This is a genomic window from Halomonas sp. LMYGS-3 (assembly GCF_059509875.1).
Map to the genome: position 1 here is coordinate 417699 of NZ_JCAKFQ010000001.1, position 20315 is coordinate 438013.

The 20315-nt window shown below is 66.4% G+C and carries 16 protein-coding genes and 2 tRNA genes; 17 read left to right on the top strand and 1 reads right to left on the bottom strand.

All coding sequences use genetic code 11. From position 1 onward, the window contains the following. Nucleotides 1-4: 4 nt before the first annotated feature. Complete coding sequence (carB, locus tag AC5W54_RS02010) at nucleotides 5-3235, top strand: carbamoyl-phosphate synthase large subunit (protein ID WP_495960396.1); 3231 nt, start codon at nucleotides 5-7, stop codon at nucleotides 3233-3235. Then, entirely contained in the window at nucleotides 3232-3708 is a 477-nt protein-coding gene (greA, locus tag AC5W54_RS02015) for a transcription elongation factor GreA (protein WP_495960397.1), read from the top strand. Before carB ends, greA begins: the two co-directional genes overlap by 4 nt. A gap of 153 nt (nucleotides 3709-3861) precedes the next feature. Here greA and yhbY read toward each other — a convergent pair whose 3' ends face one another. Beyond that, nucleotides 3862-4188 (bottom strand): ribosome assembly RNA-binding protein YhbY, encoded by a 327-nt coding sequence (yhbY, locus tag AC5W54_RS02020; protein WP_495960398.1) that lies wholly within the window; start codon nucleotides 4186-4188, stop codon nucleotides 3862-3864. 187 nt (nucleotides 4189-4375) lie between these two features. Between yhbY and rlmE the strand changes: the two genes are divergently transcribed. The 15 genes from rlmE to pnp all read left to right on the top strand — a co-directional run bounded on the left by rlmE (nucleotide 4376) and on the right by pnp (nucleotide 20265). Further along, entirely contained in the window at nucleotides 4376-5047 is a 672-nt protein-coding gene (gene rlmE, locus AC5W54_RS02025; protein WP_495960399.1) for a 23S rRNA (uridine(2552)-2'-O)-methyltransferase RlmE, read from the top strand. Nucleotides 5048-5263: 216 nt separating this feature from the next. After that, complete coding sequence (gene ftsH, locus AC5W54_RS02030; protein WP_495960400.1) at nucleotides 5264-7237, top strand: ATP-dependent zinc metalloprotease FtsH; 1974 nt, start codon at nucleotides 5264-5266, stop codon at nucleotides 7235-7237. A 96-nt stretch (nucleotides 7238-7333) separates the two neighbouring features. Beyond that, on the top strand, nucleotides 7334-8200 hold the full coding sequence (gene folP / locus AC5W54_RS02035) for a dihydropteroate synthase (protein WP_495960401.1): 867 nt from the start codon (nucleotides 7334-7336) through the stop codon (nucleotides 8198-8200). Next, on the top strand, nucleotides 8193-9542 hold the full coding sequence (gene glmM / locus AC5W54_RS02040; RefSeq protein ID WP_495960402.1) for a phosphoglucosamine mutase: 1350 nt from the start codon (nucleotides 8193-8195) through the stop codon (nucleotides 9540-9542). Before folP ends, glmM begins: the two co-directional genes overlap by 8 nt. 104 nt (nucleotides 9543-9646) lie before the next feature. Then, complete coding sequence (tpiA, locus tag AC5W54_RS02045; RefSeq protein WP_495960403.1) at nucleotides 9647-10396, top strand: triose-phosphate isomerase; 750 nt, start codon at nucleotides 9647-9649, stop codon at nucleotides 10394-10396. Nucleotides 10397-10400: 4 nt separating this feature from the next. Further along, nucleotides 10401-10763 carry a preprotein translocase subunit SecG gene (gene secG / locus AC5W54_RS02050; protein ID WP_495960404.1) on the top strand — a complete coding sequence of 121 codons (363 nt, stop codon included), beginning with the start codon at nucleotides 10401-10403 and terminating at the stop codon, nucleotides 10761-10763. Nucleotides 10764-10805: 42 nt separating this feature from the next. Then, nucleotides 10806-10892: transfer RNA gene (locus AC5W54_RS02055), tRNA-Leu, on the top strand. 133 nt (nucleotides 10893-11025) lie between these two features. Beyond that, nucleotides 11026-11102 (top strand) — tRNA-Met (locus AC5W54_RS02060). Between the two features lie 235 nt (nucleotides 11103-11337). Continuing rightward, the gene (gene rimP / locus AC5W54_RS02065) at nucleotides 11338-11799 is read left to right on the top strand and encodes a ribosome maturation factor RimP (RefSeq protein WP_495960405.1); all 462 of its coding nucleotides are present in this window, start codon (nucleotides 11338-11340) and stop codon (nucleotides 11797-11799) included. Between the two features lie 66 nt (nucleotides 11800-11865). Further along, nucleotides 11866-13356: a transcription termination factor NusA gene (nusA, locus tag AC5W54_RS02070; protein WP_495960406.1), complete on the top strand. Its 1491-nt coding sequence runs from the start codon at nucleotides 11866-11868 to the stop codon at nucleotides 13354-13356. A gap of 104 nt (nucleotides 13357-13460) precedes the next feature. Then, nucleotides 13461-15980: a translation initiation factor IF-2 gene (gene infB, locus AC5W54_RS02075; RefSeq protein ID WP_495960407.1), complete on the top strand. Its 2520-nt coding sequence runs from the start codon at nucleotides 13461-13463 to the stop codon at nucleotides 15978-15980. A gap of 16 nt (nucleotides 15981-15996) precedes the next feature. After that, nucleotides 15997-16410: a 30S ribosome-binding factor RbfA gene (gene rbfA, locus AC5W54_RS02080; protein ID WP_495960408.1), complete on the top strand. Its 414-nt coding sequence runs from the start codon at nucleotides 15997-15999 to the stop codon at nucleotides 16408-16410. Further along, nucleotides 16410-17327, top strand: coding sequence for a tRNA pseudouridine(55) synthase TruB (gene truB, locus AC5W54_RS02085; protein ID WP_495960409.1), 918 nt, complete (start codon nucleotides 16410-16412; stop codon nucleotides 17325-17327). Before rbfA ends, truB begins: the two co-directional genes overlap by 1 nt. A gap of 79 nt (nucleotides 17328-17406) precedes the next feature. Continuing rightward, nucleotides 17407-17676, top strand: coding sequence for a 30S ribosomal protein S15 (gene rpsO, locus AC5W54_RS02090; RefSeq protein ID WP_421417218.1), 270 nt, complete (start codon nucleotides 17407-17409; stop codon nucleotides 17674-17676). A gap of 453 nt (nucleotides 17677-18129) precedes the next feature. After that, nucleotides 18130-20265, top strand: coding sequence for a polyribonucleotide nucleotidyltransferase (pnp, locus tag AC5W54_RS02095; RefSeq protein WP_495960410.1), 2136 nt, complete (start codon nucleotides 18130-18132; stop codon nucleotides 20263-20265). Nucleotides 20266-20315: the final 50 nt, after the last annotated feature.

Consider the following 20315-nt stretch of genomic DNA (forward strand, 5'->3'; position numbering starts at 1 on the left):
CGTCATGCCCAAGCGTACCGACATCCAGAGCATCCTGATCATCGGCGCCGGCCCGATTGTCATCGGCCAGGCGTGCGAATTCGACTACTCCGGCGCCCAGGCCTGCAAGGCCCTGCGCGAGGAGGGCTACCGGGTCATCCTGGTCAACTCCAACCCGGCCACCATCATGACCGACCCGGTGATGGCCGATGCCACCTACATCGAGCCGATCACCTGGCAGGCGGTGGCGAAGATCATCGAGGCCGAGCGCCCCGACGCCGTGCTGCCCACCATGGGCGGCCAGACCGCGCTCAACTGCGCGCTCGATCTCGACAAGCACGGCGTGCTCGAGAAGTACGGCGTGGAGATGATCGGCGCCAACGCCGACGCCATCAACAAGGCCGAGGACCGCGACCTCTTCGACCAGGCGATGAAGCGCATCGGTCTGGAGTGCCCCAAGGCCGAGGTGGCCCATAGCATGCAGGAGGCCTGGCGCATCCAGGCGTCGCTGGGCTTCCCGGTGATCATCCGCCCCTCCTATACCATGGGCGGCTCCGGCGGCGGCGTGGCCTACAACAAGGAGGAGTTCGAGGAGATCTGTAGCCGCGGCTTCGAGCTCTCGAACAACCATGAGTTGCTCATCGACGAGTCGCTGCTGGGCTGGAAGGAGTACGAGATGGAGGTCGTGCGTGACAAGCACGACAACTGCATCATCGTCTGCGCGATCGAGAACTTCGACCCCATGGGCGTGCACACCGGCGACTCCATCACCGTGGCCCCGGCCCAGACGCTGACCGACAAGGAGTACCAGATCATGCGCGACGCCTCGCTGGCGGTGTTGCGCGAGATCGGCGTCGAGACCGGTGGCTCCAACGTGCAGTTCGGGGTCGACCCCGACACCGGTCGCATGGTGGTCATCGAGATGAACCCGCGGGTGTCGCGCTCCTCGGCCCTGGCCTCCAAGGCCACCGGCTTCCCGATCGCCAAGATCGCCGCCAAGCTGGCGGTGGGCTACACCCTGGACGAGCTCTCCAACGACATCACCGGCGGCCGCACCCCGGCCTCCTTCGAGCCGTCCATCGACTACGTGGTCACCAAGATCCCGCGCTTCACCTTCGAGAAGTTTCCCCAGGCCAACGACCGCCTGACCACCCAGATGAAGTCGGTGGGCGAGGTGATGGCGATCGGCCGCACCTTCCAGGAGTCGCTGCAGAAGGCGCTGCGCGGCATGGAGACCGGCAACGACGGCCTCGATCCCAAGGTCACCGATTTCACCGGCGAGGCCCTGGCGCACATCAAGGGCGAGTTGCAGGCCGCCGGCGCCGAGCGCATCTTCTTCGTGGCCGACGCCATGCGCGCCGGCATGAGCGTCGACGAGATCTTCGCGCTGACCAATATCGACCCCTGGTTCCTGGTGCAGCTCGAGGACCTGGTGCTCACCGAGGCCGAGGTGGCCAAGCGCTCGCTTTCCGACTTCTCGGCCCGGGAGCTGTTCCGGCTCAAGCGCAAGGGCTTCTCCGATGCTCGCCTGGCCAGCCTGCTCGGGGTCTCCGAGAAGGAGTTTCGCAAGACCCGCCAGAAGGCCGGCATCCGCCCGGTCTACAAGCGGGTCGATACCTGTGCCGCCGAGTTCGCCTCGGATACCGCCTACATGTACTCCACCTACGAGGAGGAATGCGAGGCCGACGTCTCCGACCGCCAGAAGATCATGGTGCTGGGCGGCGGGCCCAACCGTATCGGTCAGGGTATCGAGTTCGATTACTGCTGCGTGCACGCCGCCCTCGCCATGCGCGACGACGGTTACGAGACCATCATGGTCAACTGCAACCCGGAGACCGTCTCCACCGACTACGACACCAGCGACCGCCTCTATTTCGAGCCGGTGACCCTGGAGGACGTGCTGGAGATCGCCGACAAGGAGCGGCCGGTCGGGGTGATCGTGCAGTTCGGCGGCCAGACGCCGCTCAAGCTGGCTCGCGAGCTCGAGGCCGCCGGGGTGCCGATCATCGGTACCACCCCGGACGCCATCGATCGCGCCGAGGACCGCGAGCGCTTCCAGCAGATGATCGACAAGCTGGGCCTCAAGCAGCCGCCCAACGCCACCGCGCGCAGCTTCGAGGAGGCCTTCGTCAAGGCCGAAGCGATCGGCTATCCGCTGGTGGTGCGTCCCAGCTACGTGCTGGGTGGCCGCGCCATGGAGATCGTCTACGACGCCTCGGAGCTCGAGAACTACATGACCCATGCGGTCAAGGTCTCCAACGACTCGCCGGTGCTGCTCGACCATTTCCTCAACGCCGCCATCGAGATCGACATCGATGCCGTCTCCGACGGCCACCAGGTGGTGATCGGCGGGATCATGCAGCACATCGAGCAGGCCGGGGTGCACTCCGGCGACTCGGCCTGTGCGCTGCCGCCCTACTCGCTGCCCGCCGAGGTGCAGGACGAGATGCGCGACCAGGTCAAGCGCATGGCGGTGGAGCTCGGGGTGGTGGGGCTGATGAACGTGCAGCTCGCCTGGCAGGACGGTGAGATCTACGTCATCGAGGTCAATCCGCGCGCCTCGCGCACCGTGCCCTTCGTCTCCAAGTGCATCGGTACCTCGCTGGCCCAGGTGGCGGCGCGCTGCATGGCCGGCAAGACCTTGGCCGAGCAGGGCTTCGAGCGCGAGCTCGTGCCGCACTTCTACAGCGTCAAGGAGGCGGTGTTCCCGTTCAACAAGTTCCCCGGGGTCGATCCCATCCTGTCGCCGGAGATGAAATCCACCGGCGAGGTGATGGGCAGCGGCGACACCTTCGCCGAGGCCTTCTACAAGGCGCAGCTGGGGGCCGGCGAGGCGATCCCGGCGCTCACGGGCGATCGCAAGGCGTTCCTCTCGGTGCGCGAGCCCGACAAGGCGGGTGTTATCGAGGTGGCCCGTTCTCTGCTAGCATTGGGTTTTGCACTGTGCGCGACCCGCGGCACCGCCGCCGCCCTCCAGGCCGCCGGCCTCGAGGTGGACGTCGTGAACAAGGTCTTCGAAGGTCGCCCGCATATCGTCGATCTGCTCAAGAACGACGAGATTGCCTATATCGTCAATACTACCGAGGGTCGTCAGGCGATCAGTGACTCCTCGGTGATCCGCCGTACCGCGCTCGCCCGCAAGGTGCCCTACGCCACCACCCTGGCGGGGGCCAGTGCCGTCTGTATGGCGCTGGAATACGGTGACGAGATCACGGTGCGACGGCTTCAGGAACTGCATGCAGGAGCTGCACAATGAACAAGGTCCCGATGACCGTTGCCGGTGAGGCACGCCTGCGCCGCGAGCTCGAGGAGCTCAAGAGCGAGGCGCGGCCCAGGGTGATCGCTGCCATCGCCGAGGCCCGCGAGCACGGCGATCTCAAGGAGAACGCCGAGTACCATGCCGCCCGTGAACAGCAGGGTTTCATCGAGGGGCGCATCCAGGAGATCGAGGGCAAGCTCTCCAATGCCCAGGTGATCGACGTCACCAAGCTGCCGCGCACCGGCAAGGTGATCTTCGGCGTCACCGTCGAGCTGATCAACCTCGACAACAACGAGGAGGTGACCTACCGCATCGTCGGTGAGGACGAGGCCGACATCAAGGCCGGTCGCATCTCGGTCACCTCGCCCATCGCCCGCGCCCTGATCGGCAAGGAGGAGGGCGACGTGGTGGCGGTCCGGACCCCCGGCGGCGACGTCGAGTATGAGATCGGCGGGGTCGAACACCTCTGACCCAAGCTCGAAGCCTTAAGCTGGAAGCTTGAAGAAAGACACCCCGCGACCATGGCCGCGGGGTGTCTTGTAGCTGGAGGTGCTGCATCATGCTGGCTTCCAGCTTCCAGCTTCCAGCTTCCAGCTTCCAGCTTCCAGCTCGCGCGAAGCGCGTCAGTGCCGGCCGTGGTGACCTTCGAAGCGCTTGACGTTGGAGAGCTTCGGGTTGGCCTGGGGATTCCGGCGGTAGAGCAGCGCCATCTTGCCGATGGTCTGCACCGGCTCCGCACTGCAGGCGGCGACGAGCTCATCGAGCATGGCGGCGCGGTCGTCGCGCTCGGCCAGGGCCAGCTTGATCTTGATCAGCTCGTGGTCGGTGAGCGCCCGCTCGAGCTCGCCCAGCACGCCCTCCGAGATGCCGTTCTCGGAGACCGTGACCACCGGATTCAGGTGGTGGCCGATGCTGCGATATGCTTTCTTTTGTGCCTGTGACAAGCTCATGGTATCTTGCGTCTTCCCGGTTGCGCGCTGCGCACATGGTACGGTGAAACGCCGCGCGGCGAAAGCGCGGACTCGTTCCACACCGCCCCGGGCCCGCAGGTCAGGACCCTGTCGTATCCCCGGGTTCTGCCGGAATCCGTTCGACCGACCGCCTGTCTGTCATTCCCGCTTCATCCCAGGTGACGCCGTGGCAACTTCCTCCTCTTCCCGCAAGGGCACCGGCCAGGGTGCCAGAAAGCACGGCGCCAGCAAGAGCAGCGCCGGCTGGCTGAAGGAGCACTTCGACGACCGCTACGTGCAGCGTAGCTGGCAGGACGGTTACCGCTCCCGGGCCAGCTACAAGCTGATGGAGCTCGACGACAAGGACCGGCTCCTGCGCCCGGGCATGACGGTGATCGACCTCGGCGCCGCCCCCGGCGGCTGGAGCCAGGTGGCGGCGGAGCGGGTCGGGCCCGAGGGCGTGGTGATCGCCTCGGACATCCTCGAGATGGACGCCCTGGCCGGCGTCGAGTTCATCCAGGGGGATTTCACCGAGGCGCCGGTGCTCGAGGCGATCCTCGCCGCCCTGGGGGGGCGCCCGGTGGACCTTGTGATGTCCGACATGGCCCCCAATATGAGTGGTATGGCGGCAATCGACCAGCCCCAGGCGATGTACCTGGTGGAGCTGGCGCTGGACCTGGTGCACCAGACCCTGTCGCCGGGCGGCCGGTTGCTGGCCAAGGTGTTCCAGGGAGAAGGATTCGATGCCTACCTGAAGGCGCTGCGTGGCAGCTTCGCTCGGGTGGTGACGCGCAAGCCGGAGGCCTCGCGGGCGCGTTCCCGCGAAGTCTACCTGCTGGCAGAGAATTTTCGCGGCTGAGGCGACACCTCGGCCCCAGAGACGTGCGAAGCGCTTCGATAGGCAGGGACTACTGGCGTCATTGCCGGACATGGCGCCTCGACTGTGTCACAGTGGAGCATGAAGCAGACCGGGCGGGCCGATTCGCCCGCCGGTGGCTGAACACGGCCCGCTCATGTAGTGTCCAAGATGCCAGGCGCATCCGGCTGACAGACTTTTGCAATTGAGGGTGGTCCCTTGAACGACATGGCGAAGAACCTGATTCTGTGGTTGGTCATCGCGGCAGTGCTGCTGACGGTGTTCAACAACTTCAGCGTCGACAGCGCACCCCAGACGACGAACTACTCGCAGTTCGTCCAGCAGGTGCAGAACCAGCAGGTCCGCAGCGTGACCATCGATGGCTACAAGATCACCGGTGAACGCACGGACGGCTCCCAGTTCCAGACCATCCGCCCGGCGGCGGAAGATCCCAAGTTGATGGATGACCTGCTCTCCAACAACGTCACCGTGGTCGGCAAGGAACCCGAGCAGCAGAGCTTGTGGACGCGCCTGTTGATCGCCAGTTTCCCGATCCTGTTGATCCTGGCGATCTTCATGTTCTTCATGCGCCAGATGCAGGGTGGTGCCGGCGGCAAGGGCGGGCCGATGAGCTTCGGCAAGTCCAAGGCCAAGCTGCTCTCCCAGGATCAGATCAAGACCACCTTCTCCGACGTGGCCGGCTGCGATGAGGCCAAGGAGGAGGTCGAGGAGCTGGTCGACTTCCTGCGCGACCCGACCAAGTTCCAGCGCCTCGGTGGCACCATCCCGCGCGGCGTGCTGATGGTCGGCCCGCCGGGTACCGGCAAGACGCTGCTGGCCAAGTCCATCGCCGGCGAGGCCAAGGTGCCGTTCTTCTCGATCTCCGGCTCCGACTTCGTCGAGATGTTCGTCGGCGTGGGTGCCTCCCGCGTGCGCGACATGTTCGAGCAGGCCAAGAAGCAGGCGCCCTGCATCATCTTCATCGACGAGATCGATGCCGTGGGCCGCTCGCGCGGTGCCGGCATGGGCGGCGGCAACGACGAGCGCGAGCAGACCCTCAACCAGCTGCTGGTCGAGATGGACGGCTTCGAGGCCAACGAGGGCGTCATCGTCATCGCCGCCACCAACCGTCCCGACGTGCTCGACCCGGCGCTGCTGCGCCCGGGCCGCTTCGACCGCCAGGTAGTGGTGCCGCTGCCCGATATTCGCGGGCGCGAGCACATCCTCAACGTCCACCTGCGCAAGGTGCCGCTGGCCGACGATGTCAAGCCGTCGCTGATCGCCCGCGGGACCCCCGGCTTCTCCGGCGCCGACCTGGCCAACCTGGTCAACGAGGCGGCCCTGTTCGCGGCGCGGCGCAACAAGCGCCTGGTGGGCATGGATGAGCTCGAGCTGGCCAAGGACAAGATCATGATGGGCGCCGAGCGTCGCTCCATGGTCATGACCGAGAAGGAGAAGCTCAACACCGCCTACCACGAGTCGGGCCACGCCATCATCGGCTTGGTGATGCCCGAGCACGACCCGGTCTACAAGGTCACCATCATCCCGCGCGGCCGTGCGCTGGGCGTGACCATGTTCCTGCCCGAGGAGGATCGCTACAGCCTGTCGCGCCAGCAGATTCTCAGCCAGATCTGCTCCCTGTTCGGCGGCCGCATCGCCGAGGAGATGACGCTGGGCCCGAACGGGGTGACCACCGGGGCGTCGAACGATATCAAGCGCGCCACCGAGCTGGCGCACAACATGGTCGCCAAGTGGGGCCTCTCCGAGGAGATGGGGCCGATCATGTACGACGAGGACGAGTCGCACCAGTTCCTCGGTGGCCCCGGTCAGGGCGGCAAGCTCAAGTCCGGCGAGACCACCACCAAGCTCGACAAGGAAGTGCGCAAGATCATCGACGACTGCTATGCCCAGGCCAAGCAGATCCTCGAGGACAACCGCGACAAGCTGGATGCCATGGCCGAGGCGCTGATGCTGTACGAGACCATCGACGCCACCCAGCTCAAGGACATCATGGAGGGGCGCGATCCGCGTCCGCCCGAGGGGTGGGACGACCCGAGCAGCGGTGCCCCCTCGGCCGGGGAGCCCGATGCCGAGGTCGCACCGGAGACGCCGGAGCAGGTCGATGACGGCGACGAGGAGGACGACGGGCCCCGTCGCCGGCCTTCCGACCCGCTGGGCGGACCGGCCGGTTGAGGCCCGCCCCCTCCCGACTGGCAGGCGCCCCGCGGGGGCGCCTGCGCCATTTCTGGCTCTCCGCTCTCCGACTCTCAGGCTTTCGATTCCGACACCATGATGGACGACTCTCCCGCCACCTCCCTGCCGTGCGGTCGGCACCGGCTCGATCTCTCCTTTCCCCGGGTGATGGGGATCCTCAACGTCACCCCCGACTCCTTTTCCGACGGCGGTCACCACCTGGCGCTGGATGACGCCCTGCGCCATGCCGAGCGGATGCTGGCCGAAGGGGCGGCGATCGTCGACGTGGGCGGTGAATCCACCCGCCCCGGCGCCGACCCGGTCAGCCCGCAGCAGGAGCTGGATCGGGTGGCGCCGGTGGTGGAGGCGCTGGTGCGCGAGCTCGATGCCCTGGTGTCGGTGGATACCAGCAGCCCGATCGTCATACGCGAGGTGGCGTCCCTCGGTGCCGGCCTGATCAACGACGTGCGGGCCCTGGAGCACGAGGGCGCGCTGGAGGCGGCGGCCGGCAGCGGCTTGCCGGCCTGTCTGATGCATCGCCAGGGCGAGCCCCGCGACATGCAGCGGGCGCCCCACTATGATGTGCCGGTGGAGGAGGCGGTGGCCGACTTCCTCGAGGCCCGGGTGGCCGCCTGCGAGGCCGCCGGCCTGCGCCGCGAGCGCCTCCTGCTGGACCCGGGCTTCGGTTTCGGCAAGACCGTCGAGCATAACCTGCGCCTGCTCAATCGCATGGAACGCCTGGTACAGCTCGGCCTGCCACTGCTGGTGGGCATGTCGCGCAAGAGCATGATCGGCAAGGTGCTCGCGCGACCGGTGGAGGAGCGCCTGCCGGGCGGGTTGGCCCTGGCGGCGCTGGCCGTCGAGCGCGGGGCGCGAATCCTGCGTGTCCACGATGTCGGGCCCACCGTGGACGCCGTGAACATGACCTGGGCCGTACTCAAGGAAGGTTGCGAGCATGACTAGACGCTATTTCGGCACCGATGGCATTCGCGGCACGGTGGGGGAGGCCCCCATCACTGCCGACTTCATGCTGAAGCTGGGCTGGGCCACGGGGCGTGTGCTGGCCCGCGAGCATGGCCGCGCCCGCGTACTGATCGGCAAGGACACGCGGATCTCGGGCTACATGTTCGAGTCGGCCCTGGAGGCGGGATTGTCCGCCGCCGGCGTCGACGTTGTGCTGCTCGGTCCCATGCCCACTCCGGGCATCGCCTACCTGACGCGGACCTTTCGCGCCGACGCCGGCATTGTCATCTCGGCGTCCCACAACCCCTTCGCCGACAACGGCATCAAGTTCTTCTCCGCGGAGGGCGTCAAGCTGGCCGACGAGGTCGAGGCGCGCATCGAGGCGATGCTCGAGGAGCCGCTGACCACCGTGGCCGCCGACCGCCTGGGCAAGGCGATGCGGGTCGACGATGCCGCCGGCCGCTACATCGAGTTCTGCAAATCGACCATCCCCGACCGGGTCAGCCTCCATGGCCTGCGAATGGTGGTCGATTGCGCCCATGGTGCCACCTACCACATTGCCCCCAGCGTGTTCCGCGAGCTCGGCGCCGAGGTCAGCCTGATCGGGTCCCAGCCGGACGGCCTCAACATCAACCACGAGGTGGGCTCGACCCACCCGGCGGCGCTGCGGGCGGCGGTGATCCAGCAGGGGGCGGATCTGGGCGTGGCCCTGGACGGCGACGGTGACCGGGTGCTGATGGTCGACGCCGACGGCCGCGAGATCGACGGCGACGACATCCTCTATCTGATCGCCCGCGACCGCCATGCCCGCGGCGACCTGGGTGGCGGCGTGGTCGGTACCCTGATGTCCAACTTCGGCCTCGCGGCGGCCCTCGAGGAGCTGGATATCCCCTTCGAGCGTGCCAGGGTGGGCGACCGCTATGTCACGGAGCGCCTGGCCGCCAACGGCTGGCAGCTCGGTGGTGAGTCTTCCGGCCATATCGTCTGCGGCCATGTGCAGACCACTGGCGATGGCATCGTCTCGGCGCTCCAGGTGCTGGCGATCATGGTGCGGGAGGGGCAGCCGCTGAACCGCTTGCTGGCCGGTCTCGAGAAGGCGCCCCAGGTGCTGGTCAATGTGCGGCTGACGCCGGGCACCGATGCCAAGGCGCTGATGGACATGCCGGCGTTGCAGGACGCCGTGGCCGGCGTGGAGGCGGAACTGGGCGATCAGGGGCGGGTACTGCTGCGTCCCTCGGGCACCGAGCCGCTGATCCGGGTGATGGTCGAAGGGCGTGCCCACCTGGATGTCGACGGCCTGGCTCGTCGTCTGGCCGCCGAGGTCGAGGCGCTGCTGACGTGAGCCCGTCTTCGTTCGGATCGACCGCCCTGTCGACGACGGCCTTGTGGTTGTCTTGACAGGGTGGCTCCTATACCATTTCGCACCACCTTGAAAGAGGACAGCCGATGCGTACACCGCTGATCGCCGGTAACTGGAAGATGAACGGATCCCTGGCGCTGATCGAGACCTTCGGTCAGGCCTTCTCCCGGGGAGGGGTACCGGCGGACATCGAGGTGGCGCTGATGGTGCCTTTCCCGTTTCTCGGCGCCGCCGCTCGCGCGCTGGGAGAGACGCCGGTTGCCGTCGGGGCCCAGACGCTGAACGATCAACCGTCCGGCGCTTTCACCGGTGAGGTCAGCGGCGGCATGCTCGCCGAGTCGGGGGCCCATTACGTGTTGGTGGGGCACTCCGAGCGTCGCTCGCTGTACGGTGAAGACGATGCGGCGGTGCTGGCGCGGGTCCGGGCGGCGCTCTCCTGTGGCCTCGTACCGCTGCTGTGCCTCGGCGAGACCCTCGAGGAGCGCGAGGCGGGGCGCACCGAGGCGGTGGTGCTGGGGCAGCTCGAGGCCGTGTTCGACGCCCTGTCTCCGGAAGAGCGCAATAAGCTGGTGATCGCCTACGAGCCGGTCTGGGCCATCGGTACCGGCCGGACCGCCACGCCGCAGCAGGCCCAGGCGGTGCATGCCGCCATCCGTGACCGCCTCGAGCGCTATGACGGTTCCCTGGCCCACGAGATGCGCCTCCTCTACGGCGGTAGCATGAACGCGAACAACGCGGCCGAGCTGCTCGCTCAGCCGGACATCGACGGCGGCCTGGTGGGCGGTGCTTCGCTCAAGGTCGACGATTTTCTAGCCATTTGCCAGTCAGCAGGTTGAATCCATGCAAGTTGCCATTCTCATGCTCCATGTGGCGATCGCCATCGCCCTGGTCGTCCTGATCCTGCTTCAGCAGGGCAAGGGCGCCGAAGCCGGTGCCGCCTTCGGTGGCGGGGCCTCACAGACGGTGTTCGGCTCCCGCGGCAGCGGTGGCTTCCTGTCGAAGTTTACCGCCGTGCTGGCGGCCTCCTTCTTCGCCACGTCCCTGGCACTGGCCTGGTACGCCACCCAGCAGGCGAGCCAGGCGCCGGAGGCCGGGATTCCCGACTCGCGGCTGATCGAGCAGCAGCGGAGCGTCCCGACCCTTGACGACGAGGGCCGAGACGTGGATAATGCCGCGCCAGTGCTGGAGGAAAACGACGGCTGAGCCATCGGCTTCATTGTCCGTCGCAACCCCGGCCTCCCCGATGCCGAAGTGGTGGAATTGGTAGACACGCTATCTTGAGGGGGTAGTGACCTTAGGGTCGTGCGGGTTCAAGTCCCGCCTTCGGCACCATCTGATACGCCATGAGCCGTGACGCCGAGTGCGCAAGGGTCGTCGGATCATCAGACGCAGGATTGGCAGTAGTGGTGGCTTTGATGCCTTGACGACAGCACGCGTCAGGCATACAATCACCGACCTAGATTGATGCGGGGTGGAGCAGTCTGGTAGCTCGTCGGGCTCATAACCCGAAGGTCATCGGTTCAAATCCGGTCCCCGCTACCATCTTCCTGGCAGGCGCCTTCCGGAGGTTGAACCCGGAAACATGGGGCTGCCGCCTAGCCGAAGTGGTATTACAGGTTTCTTGTGAAAGCCCCTTCCTGTGAAGGGGCTTTTTGTTAGCAGCTTGCCTGGAACGCATGGCGTCGAGGGCGCTGTTTCGGGCAACGCCAATCAGCCACCTGACTTTCCTGTTCACTCCCGGCCAGGTGCCTGATGCAACGGCTGTAGGAGCTTTTCCGTGGCAATCAAGGATGCTGCGCTGCATGCGCTGATCGAGCCGGTGGTCACGGCCATGGGGTTCGAACTGTGGGGCATCGACTTCCTGTCCCAGGGCAAGCACTCGCGCCTGGTGATCTATATCGATCACGAGGAGGGGGTGAGCGTGGAGGATTGCGCCGATATCAGCCGCCAGGTCAGTGCCGTACTCGATGTCGAGGACCCGATTCGCGGTGAATACCGCCTGGAGGTCTCCTCGCCTGGTCTGGATCGGCCGCTCTATACCCTCGACCAGTTCGCGCGCTATCGCGGTCACCAGGTGAAGCTCAAGCTGCGTGTTCCCTATGAGGGCCGCCGCAAGTTCCAGGGGCTGCTGGCCGGCATCGAGAACGACGAGGTGTTGCTGCAGCTCGACGGCGAGGAGTACTGCTTTCCCATCGACAGCATCGACCAGGCACACATCGTGCCCCGGTTCGAGGAGTGATCCCGGCCCCCGCGGGTGGCGAACGAGCACGGTGCTCAAGGACAGGTTTTCTGGCGAGGCATAGGCATGAGTAAAGAAATTCTGACGGTCGTTGATGCGATCTCCAACGAGAAGGGCGTTCCCCGAGAGGTGATCTTCGAGGCCGTCGAGGCGGCCCTGGCCAGCGCATCGCGCAAGCGCTTCGAAGGTGAGGAAGCCAGCGTGCGGGTGCACATCGATCGTCGCACCGGTGACTACGAGACCTTCCGCCGCTGGGAAGTGGTCGAGGACGATGACTTCGATGGGCCCGACGCCCAGATCAAGCTCTCCTTCGCCGAGCGTCGCGACCCGCCCCTGGGGCTGGGTGACGTGGTCGAGGAGCAGATCGAGAACGCCACCTTCGGCCGTATCGCTGCCCAGACCGCCAAGCAGGTCATCGTGCAGAAGGTACGCGAGGCCGAGCGCGCCGAGGTGGTGCGCCTGTATGCCGAACGCGAAGGCGAACTGGTCGCCGGCATCGTCAAGAAGACCACCCGCGACGGCCTGATCATCGATCTCGGCGACAATGCCGAGGCCTTCCTGCCGCGCAGCGAGATGATCCCCGGCGAACGCTACCGCATGAACGAGCGGGTCCGTGCGCTGTTGACCAAGGTCGATCCCGAGGCGCGCGGTGCCCAGCTGATCCTGTCCCGCACCTGCCCGGAGCTGATCATCGAGCTGTTCAAGATCGAGGTGCCGGAGATCGCCGAGCAGCTCATCGAGATCAAGGGAGCGGCACGCGATCCCGGTTCCCGGGCCAAGATCGCGGTCAAGACCAATGACCGGCGCATCGACCCGGTGGGGGCCTGCGTGGGTATGCGGGGCTCCCGCGTCCAGGCGGTCTCGTCCGAGCTGCAGAACGAGCGCGTCGACATCGTGCTGTGGGACGATAATCCTGCCCAGCTGGTGATCAACGCCATGGCGCCGGCGGATGTCGCCTCGATCCTCGTCGACGAAGACGCCCATGCCATGGACGTGGCCGTCGCCGAGGATAACCTGGCCCAGGCCATCGGCCGCAGTGGCCAGAACGTGCGCCTGGCATCCGAACTCACCGGCTGGCGTCTCAACGTCATGACCGAGGAGGAGTCCGAGGCCAAGCGCGACCAGGAGATCGACAGCCTGGTCGAGCACTTCATCCAGCACCTGGACATCGACGAGGAGGTCGCGCGCCTGCTGGTCGAGGAAGGCTTCACCTCGATCGAGGAAGTCGCCTACGTGCCGGTGGAGGAGATGCTCGAGATCGAGGAACTCGACGAGGAGCTCATCGAGGAGTTGCGTGCTCGTGCCAAGGACGAGTTGCTGAACCTGGCCATCGCCTCCGAGGAGGAACTCGACGGTGCCCAGCCGGCCGACGACCTGTTGGAGATGGAGGGCATGGAGCGCCACCTGGCCTTCATCCTGGCCAGCCGCGGGATTGTCACCATGGAGGATCTCGCCGAGCAGTCCGTCGATGATCTGATCGACATCGAGGGGATGGAAGAGGAGCGCGCCGCGGCACTGATCATGACCGCCCGTGCGCCATGGTTCGAAAGCGAATAGCCGAGAACGAATAGATCGAGAGCGAATCGCTCGTCGTCGAATCATTCGAGTCAGGAATCATTCGATAGCGAACAGTATTAGGTCACGGGCTGAGGAGGGTCGTAATGTCAGAGATGACCGTTAAGGATTTTGCAGCGAAGGTGGGCCGCGACGTGCCCCGCCTGCTGGAACAGATGAAAGAAGCCGGGCTCGAGCACCAGTCCGAGGTCGATGCCGTGTCCGAGGAGGACAAGCGCCAACTGCTCGATTTCCTCACCAAGAGTCATGGCGGCGGCGGTGCCGGGGCCAGGAATCGCATCACCCTGACCCGCAAGACCAAGAGTCGCATCAAGACCGGTGAGCGGGGCAAGACCATCGAGGTGCAGGTCCGCAAGAAGCGCACCTACGTCAAGCGTGCCGAGGAAGAGGCGCCCGCCCCCGAGCCGGCCGAAGAGAGTGGTCCGCGCCAGTTGGTCGGCGATATGGCCGACTCCCAGCAGGCCCGAGCCGAACAGGAGGCCCGCGAGGCCGAGGCGGATCAGGCGCGTGTCGCCGAGGAGGCGGCGCGTGAGGAAGCCGCCAAGGCCGAGGCATCGCGAGCGGCCGAGGAGGCGAAGGCGGTGCCCGAGATCCCGGTGCCCGAACTGAACGAGCCGCCGGCCGACGAGCCGCCGGCGCCACCCAAGGAGGGGCGCAGCGATCGCCGTACGGCGCCGCCGAAGAAGGCGGCCGCCAAGAAGGGGCGCGGTGGTCGCGACGATGACGATCGCGGCGAGCGCGAGGAGCGTCGCCGTGGCGGCAAGAAGGTCAAGCGTGCCGAGCGTCGCGGCGGGCGCCGTGGCGCTACCCAGGGCGGCGGCAAGCACGGCTTCCAGAAGCCGACCCAGCCGATCGTGCGCGAGGTGTCGATCCCCGAGTCGATCAGCGTTGCCGACCTGGCCGACAAGATGTCGATCAAGGCCAACGAGGTCATCAAGGCCATGTTCACCATGGGCGCGGCGGTGACCATCAACCAGACCATCGACCAGGATACCGCGGCCATCGTGGTCGAGGAGATGGGCCACAAGCCCAAGCTGGTCAAGGACGATGCGCTGGAGACCGAGGTCCTCGAGGGCATCTCCTACGAGGGCGAGGAGATCACCCGGTCGCCGGTGGTCACGGTCATGGGCCACGTCGACCACGGCAAGACCTCGCTGCTCGACCATATCCGCCAGGCCAAGGTGGCGACCGGCGAAGCCGGCGGCATCACCCAGCATATCGGCGCCTATCATGTGGAAGGCAAACACGGCGGCGTGACCTTCCTGGATACCCCCGGCCACGCGGCGTTCACCGCCATGCGGGCCCGCGGGGCCAAGGCCACCGACGTGGTCATCCTGGTGGTGGCCGCCGATGACGGCGTGATGCCCCAGACCGTCGAGGCCATCGAACACTCGAAGGCCGCCGAGGTGCCGCTGGTGGTGGCGGTCAACAAGATCGACAAGCCCGGTGCCGACCCCGACCGGGTCAAGAACGAGCTGTCCCAGCATGGCGTCATCTCCGAGGAGTGGGGGGGCGACACCCAGTTCGTCCACGTCTCCGCCAAGACCGGCGAGGGCATCGACGAACTCCTCGAAGCCGTGCTGCTGGTCTCCGAGGTGCTCGAGCTCAAGGCCGTGCCGGAGGCACCCGGCAAGGGCGTGGTGGTCGAGTCCCGCCTCGACAAGGGCCGCGGTCCGGTGGCCACCGTGCTGGTCCAGAACGGGACCCTGAAGAAGGGCGACATCGTGCTCGCCGGCCTGCACTATGGCCGTGTGCGCGCCTTGACCAACGAGCTCGGCCAGCAGGTCGATGCCGTGGGCCCGGCGATGCCGGTGGAGATCCAGGGCCTCGACGGGACCCCGGATGCCGGTGACGACTTCATGGTGCTGGCCGACGAGAAGAAGGCCCGCGAGATCGCCAACTTCCGCCAGGGCAAGTACCGCGAGGTGCGCCTGGCGCGCCAGCAGAAGGCCAAGCTGGAGAACATGTTCAGCCAGATGGGCCAGGACGAGGTGGCCAAGGTCAACATCGTGCTCAAGGCCGACGTCCAGGGCTCGCTGGAGGCGATCAAGGGGGCGCTGGAGGAGCTCTCCACCGACGAGGTGCAGGTGGCCGTGGTCTCCTCCGGCGTGGGCGGCATCACTGGCACCGACGCCAACCTGGCGCTGGCGTCCGAGGCGATCGTGGTCGGCTTCAACGTGCGTGCCGACGCCGCCGCCCGCGAGATCATCGAGCGAGAGGGCCTGGATCTGCGCTACTACAGCGTGATCTATCAGCTGATCGACGAGGTCAAGCAGGCCATGAGCGGCATGCTGGCACCGGAGTGGAAGGAGGAGATCGTCGGCGTGGCCGAGGTCCGCGACGTCTTCCGCGCACCGAAGATCGGCGCCGTGGCCGGCTGCATGGTGGTCGAGGGCACCGTGCACCGCAACAAGAAGATCCGCGTGCTGCGCGACAACGTGGTGATCTACGAGGGCGAACTCGAGTCGCTGCGTCGCTTCAAGGACGACGTCCAGGAGGTGCGCAACGGCATGGAGTGCGGCATCGGCGTGAAGAACTACAACGACGTCCAGGTCGGCGACAAGATCGAGGTCTTCGATCAGGTCAAGGTCGAGCGGACCCTCTGAGGGTCGAGGAGCGATCATGCGCGAGTTCAAGCGTACCGACCGGGTGGCCGACCAGCTCCAGAAGGAGCTGGCGGTGCTCATCCAGCGCGAGGTCAAGGACCCGCGCCTGGGCATGGTCACGGTGAGCGGCGTCGAGGTCAGCCGTGACCTCGGCTATGCCGACGTCCACGTGACGCTGCTGGGCGAGGATACCGCCGAGCGCATCCAGGAGAACCTCAAGGTGCTGCGCCAGGCCGCCGGTTTCCTGCGTGGCCAGATCGCCCGTCGCATCAAGCTGCGTCATGTGCCGGAGCTGCGCTTCCACTACGACGAAAGCGTGGTGCGCGGCCAGCGGCTGTCGTCGCTGATCGAGGAAGCCGTGGCCAGCGATCGGGCGCGCCAGGATGACGAGCCTGCCGATGAGTCCGGCAGCAAGGACGGGCGGGACTGATGGCACGTCGGCGTCGCGGTCTGCCGGTGAACGGGGTGTTGCTGCTCGACAAGCCCAAGGGGCTGTCGAGCAACCACGCCCTGCAGCGGGCGAGGCGCCTGTTCCAGGCACAGAAGGCCGGTCACACCGGCACCCTCGACCCGATGGCGACGGGACTGTTGCCGGTCTGCTTCGGCGAGGCGACCAAGTTTTCGGCGCATCTGCTGGCGGCCGACAAGGTCTACCGCACCCGGGTGGAACTCGGTGTGACCACCGAAACCGGTGACGCCGAGGGCGAGGTGCTCGAGCGCCGTGAGGTGCCCCGGCTCAGTGAGGCCGATATCGAGGGCGTGCTCGAGCGCTTCCGCGGCGAGATCGACCAGGTGCCGCCCATGCACTCGGCGCTCAAGCATCAGGGACGCAAGCTCTACGAGCTGGCCCGGGAGGGCAGGGCGGTCGAGCGTGCAGCGCGGCGCGTGACGGTGTATGATGCCCGGCTGCTCGCCTTCGAAGATGAGGCCTTCGAGCTGGAGGTGCGCGTGAGCAAGGGCACCTACATCCGCACGCTCGCCGAGGACATCGGCGAGGAGCTGGGGTGTGGCGCCCACATCAGCGCCCTGCGCCGGCTCGCCGCCGGGCCCTTCGAGGCCTCCGGCATGCTGACCCTCGACGAGCTCGAGGCGCTGCCTGGGCAGGCCGAGCGCGAGGGGCGACTGCTGCCCGTCGACGTACTGGTGGCGCATCTGCCGCGCCTCGATGTCGACGCTGCCGCGGCCAGTCGCCTGACCCACGGTCAGGCGGCCCGAGTCGACACCGGGGGGCTGGCCGTGGACGAAACGGCGAGACTCTACCGTGCCGAGGCCTTTCTTGGTCTCGGAACGGTGACGGGGCCACAGGAGGTGGCACCGAAGCGGCTGCTGAGCACGGCGGCCGATTGAAGGGAAAGACGCTCGAGACTGCAAATATGCGTGGTCTCACACCTACATCATTCAGGCATATTGCTTACTGGAGAGACAGATGGCACTGACCGCTGAACAGAAGGCCGAGATCGTCAACGAATTCGGCCGTGGCGACAACGACACCGGTTCCCCCGAAGTGCAGGTGGCCCTGCTGAGCGCCAACATCGATGGCCTGCAGGACCACTTCAAGACCAACAAGCAGGATCACCACTCCCGTCGTGGCCTGATCCGCATGGTCAACCAGCGCCGCAAGCTGCTGGATTACCTGAAGCGCAAGGACTTCGAGCGCTATCAGGCGCTGATCCAGCGTCTGGGCCTGCGTCGCTAAAGAAAAGGGTATTTCGCTACTGCGCTCGATGTTTTGGTAAAGGGTTGGTCGCCGGCGGTGCCGGTGCGCCGGCCCGGTCGTATCCTCAGTGTAGCGGTCTGCACTGAGGTCAATGCGCTCCGGCGGCAACCAGCCTCTCGTCGCTCGTCACGCGAAATCCTCCTTTTCTTCAGGTCATTCGAAACGGGCAGCCTTCGGGCTGCCCGTTTCGTTTTTGGGCCTGCAGCATGAGGGGCCCCGGGGGCAGGCTGGAGAGGAGGTCTTTTGCCAGGGAAGGCAAAAGTAGCGCCCAGGGACGGGTTTACAGCGCCTCCTCGAAGGCCTGTCGCCGGATCAGCCCGGTAATGCTATGGCGGAAACGCTGCTATATGGTGGCCCTGGCGCGCGTCAACCCCTAAAATGGTCGCCGAGTCGAAACGACCCAAACACAGACAAGTTGAAGGAAGAGTCGCCGTGAATCCGGTCAAGAAAACGTTTCAGTACGGTCGCAGCACCGTCACCCTGGAAACCGGGCGCATCGCCCGCCAGGCCTCCGGTGCCGTGATGGTCACCATGGACGACACCGTGGTGCTATGCACCGTGGTGGCGCGGAAGGAAGCCAACCCCAACCAGCCCTTCTTCCCGCTCTCCGTGCACTACCAGGAGAAGACCTATGCGGTGGGCAAGATCCCCGGGGGCTTCTTCAAGCGTGAGGGGCGCCCCACCGAGAAGGAAACGCTCACTTCGCGGCTGATCGACCGCCCGATCCGCCCGCTGTTCCCCAAGGGCTTCATGAACGAGGTGCAGGTGATCTGCACCGTGCTCTCCACCGACCGCAACCATGACCCGGACATCGCCGCCCTGCTCGGCACTTCCGCGGCCCTGGCCATCTCCGGCGTGCCGTTCAACGGCCCCATCGGTGCCGCGCGGGTGGGCTTCGACGAGGAGAAGGGCTACTTCCTCAACCCCACCGTAGAGGAGCTGGCCAGCTCCGAGCTGGATATGGTGGTCGCCGGTACCGAGAAGGCCGTGCTGATGGTCGAGTCCGAGGCCAAGGAGTTGCTCGAGGACGAGATGCTCGGCGCCGTGCTCTACGGCCACCAGGAGATGCAGGTCGCCATCCAGGCCATCAACGAACTGGTCGCCGAGGCCGGCAAGCCGAAGTGGGACTGGCAGCCGCCGGCGGAAAACACCCCCCTCAAGGAGGCCGTGGCCCAGGCCTTCGAGACCAGGGTAGGCGAGGCTTACCGCATCACCGACAAGATGGCCCGCCAGGACGCCCTCGCCGAGCTCAAGGCCGAGGCGGTCGAGCAGCTCGCCGGCGAGGAGGAGGGCCAGTTCGACGCCGATGACGTCAAGGGCGCCTTCGCCGGCCTGGAGAAGCGCGTGGTGCGCTCCCGGGTCATCAAGGGCGAGCCGCGCATCGACGGTCGTGACCACAAGACCGTGCGACCGCTGGCCATCGAGGTGGGCACCCTGCCCAAGACCCATGGCTCGGCGATCTTCACCCGCGGCGAGACCCAGGCGATCGTCATCGCCACCCTGGGCACCCTGCGCGACGCCCAGCTGATCGAGTCGCTGGAGGGCGAGCGCAAGGACCGCTTCCTGCTGCACTACAACTTCCCGCCGTACAGCGTGGGCGAGGCCGGCTTCATGGGCGGGCCGAAGCGTCGCGAGATCGGCCACGGCCGCCTGGCGCGCCGCGGCGTGCAGGCGATGCTGCCCGACGACGCCGACTTCCCCTATACCATCCGCGTGGTCTCCGAGATCACCGAGTCGAACGGCTCGAGTTCCATGGCCTCCGTATGCGGCTCCTCGCTGGCGCTGATGGATGCGGGCGTGCCGATGAAGGCGCCGGTTGCGGGGATCGCCATGGGGCTGGTCAAGGATGCCGACGGCTTCGCCGTGCTCACCGACATCCTCGGCGACGAGGATCACCTCGGCGACATGGACTTCAAGGTGGCCGGCTCGGCCGCCGGGGTGACCGCCCTGCAGATGGACATCAAGATCGAGGGCATCAACGAGGAGATCATGGAGGTCGCCCTGCAGCAGGCCAACGAGGCACGCCTGCACATCCTCGAACAGATGAACGCGGTGATCGGCCAGAGCCGTGCCGAGGTGTCTGAGAACGCCCCCTCCATGGCCACCATCAAGATCGACCCGGAGAAGATCCGCGACGTCATCGGCAAGGGTGGTGCCACCATCCGCAAGATCTGCGAGGACACCGGCGCCTCCATCGACCTCGATGACGACGGCACCGTGCGCATCTACGCCGAGGACAAGGCGGCAGCCAAGAAGGCCATCGATACCGTGCTGGCGATCACCGCCGAGGCGGAGATCGGCAAGCTCTATCGCGGCAAGGTGGTGCGCATCGCCGACTTCGGCGCCTTCGTCAACATCATGCCGGGGACCGACGGCCTGGTGCATATCTCGCAGATCGTGCCCGAGCGGGTCAACGACGTGCGCGACTTCCTCAACGAGGGCGACGAGATCGTGGTCAAGGTGCTCGACATCGACAACCGCAACCGGGTGAAGCTCACCATCAAGGAGATCACCCCGGAAGAGAAGGCCGCCTTCGAGGCCGAGGAGGCCGCCGAGCCCCAGCTGTGAGCCGTAAGCCGTAAGCTTTAAGCCGTAAGAAAAACCGCCGCCAGGACCAT

What these genes read in the sequence shown, in the direction of transcription:
- nusA (WP_495960406.1), top strand. Translation starts at nt 11,866, where the DNA reads ATGAGTAAAGAAATTCTGACGGTCGTTGATGCGATCTCCAACGAGAAG.
- infB (WP_495960407.1), top strand. Translation starts at nt 13,461, where the DNA reads ATGTCAGAGATGACCGTTAAGGATTTTGCAGCGAAGGTGGGCCGCGAC.
- rpsO (WP_421417218.1), top strand. Translation starts at nt 17,407, where the DNA reads ATGGCACTGACCGCTGAACAGAAGGCCGAGATCGTCAACGAATTCGGC.
- tpiA (WP_495960403.1), top strand. Translation starts at nt 9,647, where the DNA reads ATGCGTACACCGCTGATCGCCGGTAACTGGAAGATGAACGGATCCCTG.
- yhbY (WP_495960398.1), bottom strand. Translation starts at nt 4,188, where the DNA reads ATGAGCTTGTCACAGGCACAAAAGAAAGCATATCGCAGCATCGGCCAC.
- secG (WP_495960404.1), top strand. Translation starts at nt 10,401, where the DNA reads ATGCAAGTTGCCATTCTCATGCTCCATGTGGCGATCGCCATCGCCCTG.
- greA (WP_495960397.1), top strand. Translation starts at nt 3,232, where the DNA reads ATGAACAAGGTCCCGATGACCGTTGCCGGTGAGGCACGCCTGCGCCGC.
- rbfA (WP_495960408.1), top strand. Translation starts at nt 15,997, where the DNA reads ATGCGCGAGTTCAAGCGTACCGACCGGGTGGCCGACCAGCTCCAGAAG.
- folP (WP_495960401.1), top strand. Translation starts at nt 7,334, where the DNA reads ATGATGGACGACTCTCCCGCCACCTCCCTGCCGTGCGGTCGGCACCGG.
- truB (WP_495960409.1), top strand. Translation starts at nt 16,410, where the DNA reads ATGGCACGTCGGCGTCGCGGTCTGCCGGTGAACGGGGTGTTGCTGCTC.
- glmM (WP_495960402.1), top strand. Translation starts at nt 8,193, where the DNA reads ATGACTAGACGCTATTTCGGCACCGATGGCATTCGCGGCACGGTGGGG.
- carB (WP_495960396.1), top strand. Translation starts at nt 5, where the DNA reads ATGCCCAAGCGTACCGACATCCAGAGCATCCTGATCATCGGCGCCGGC.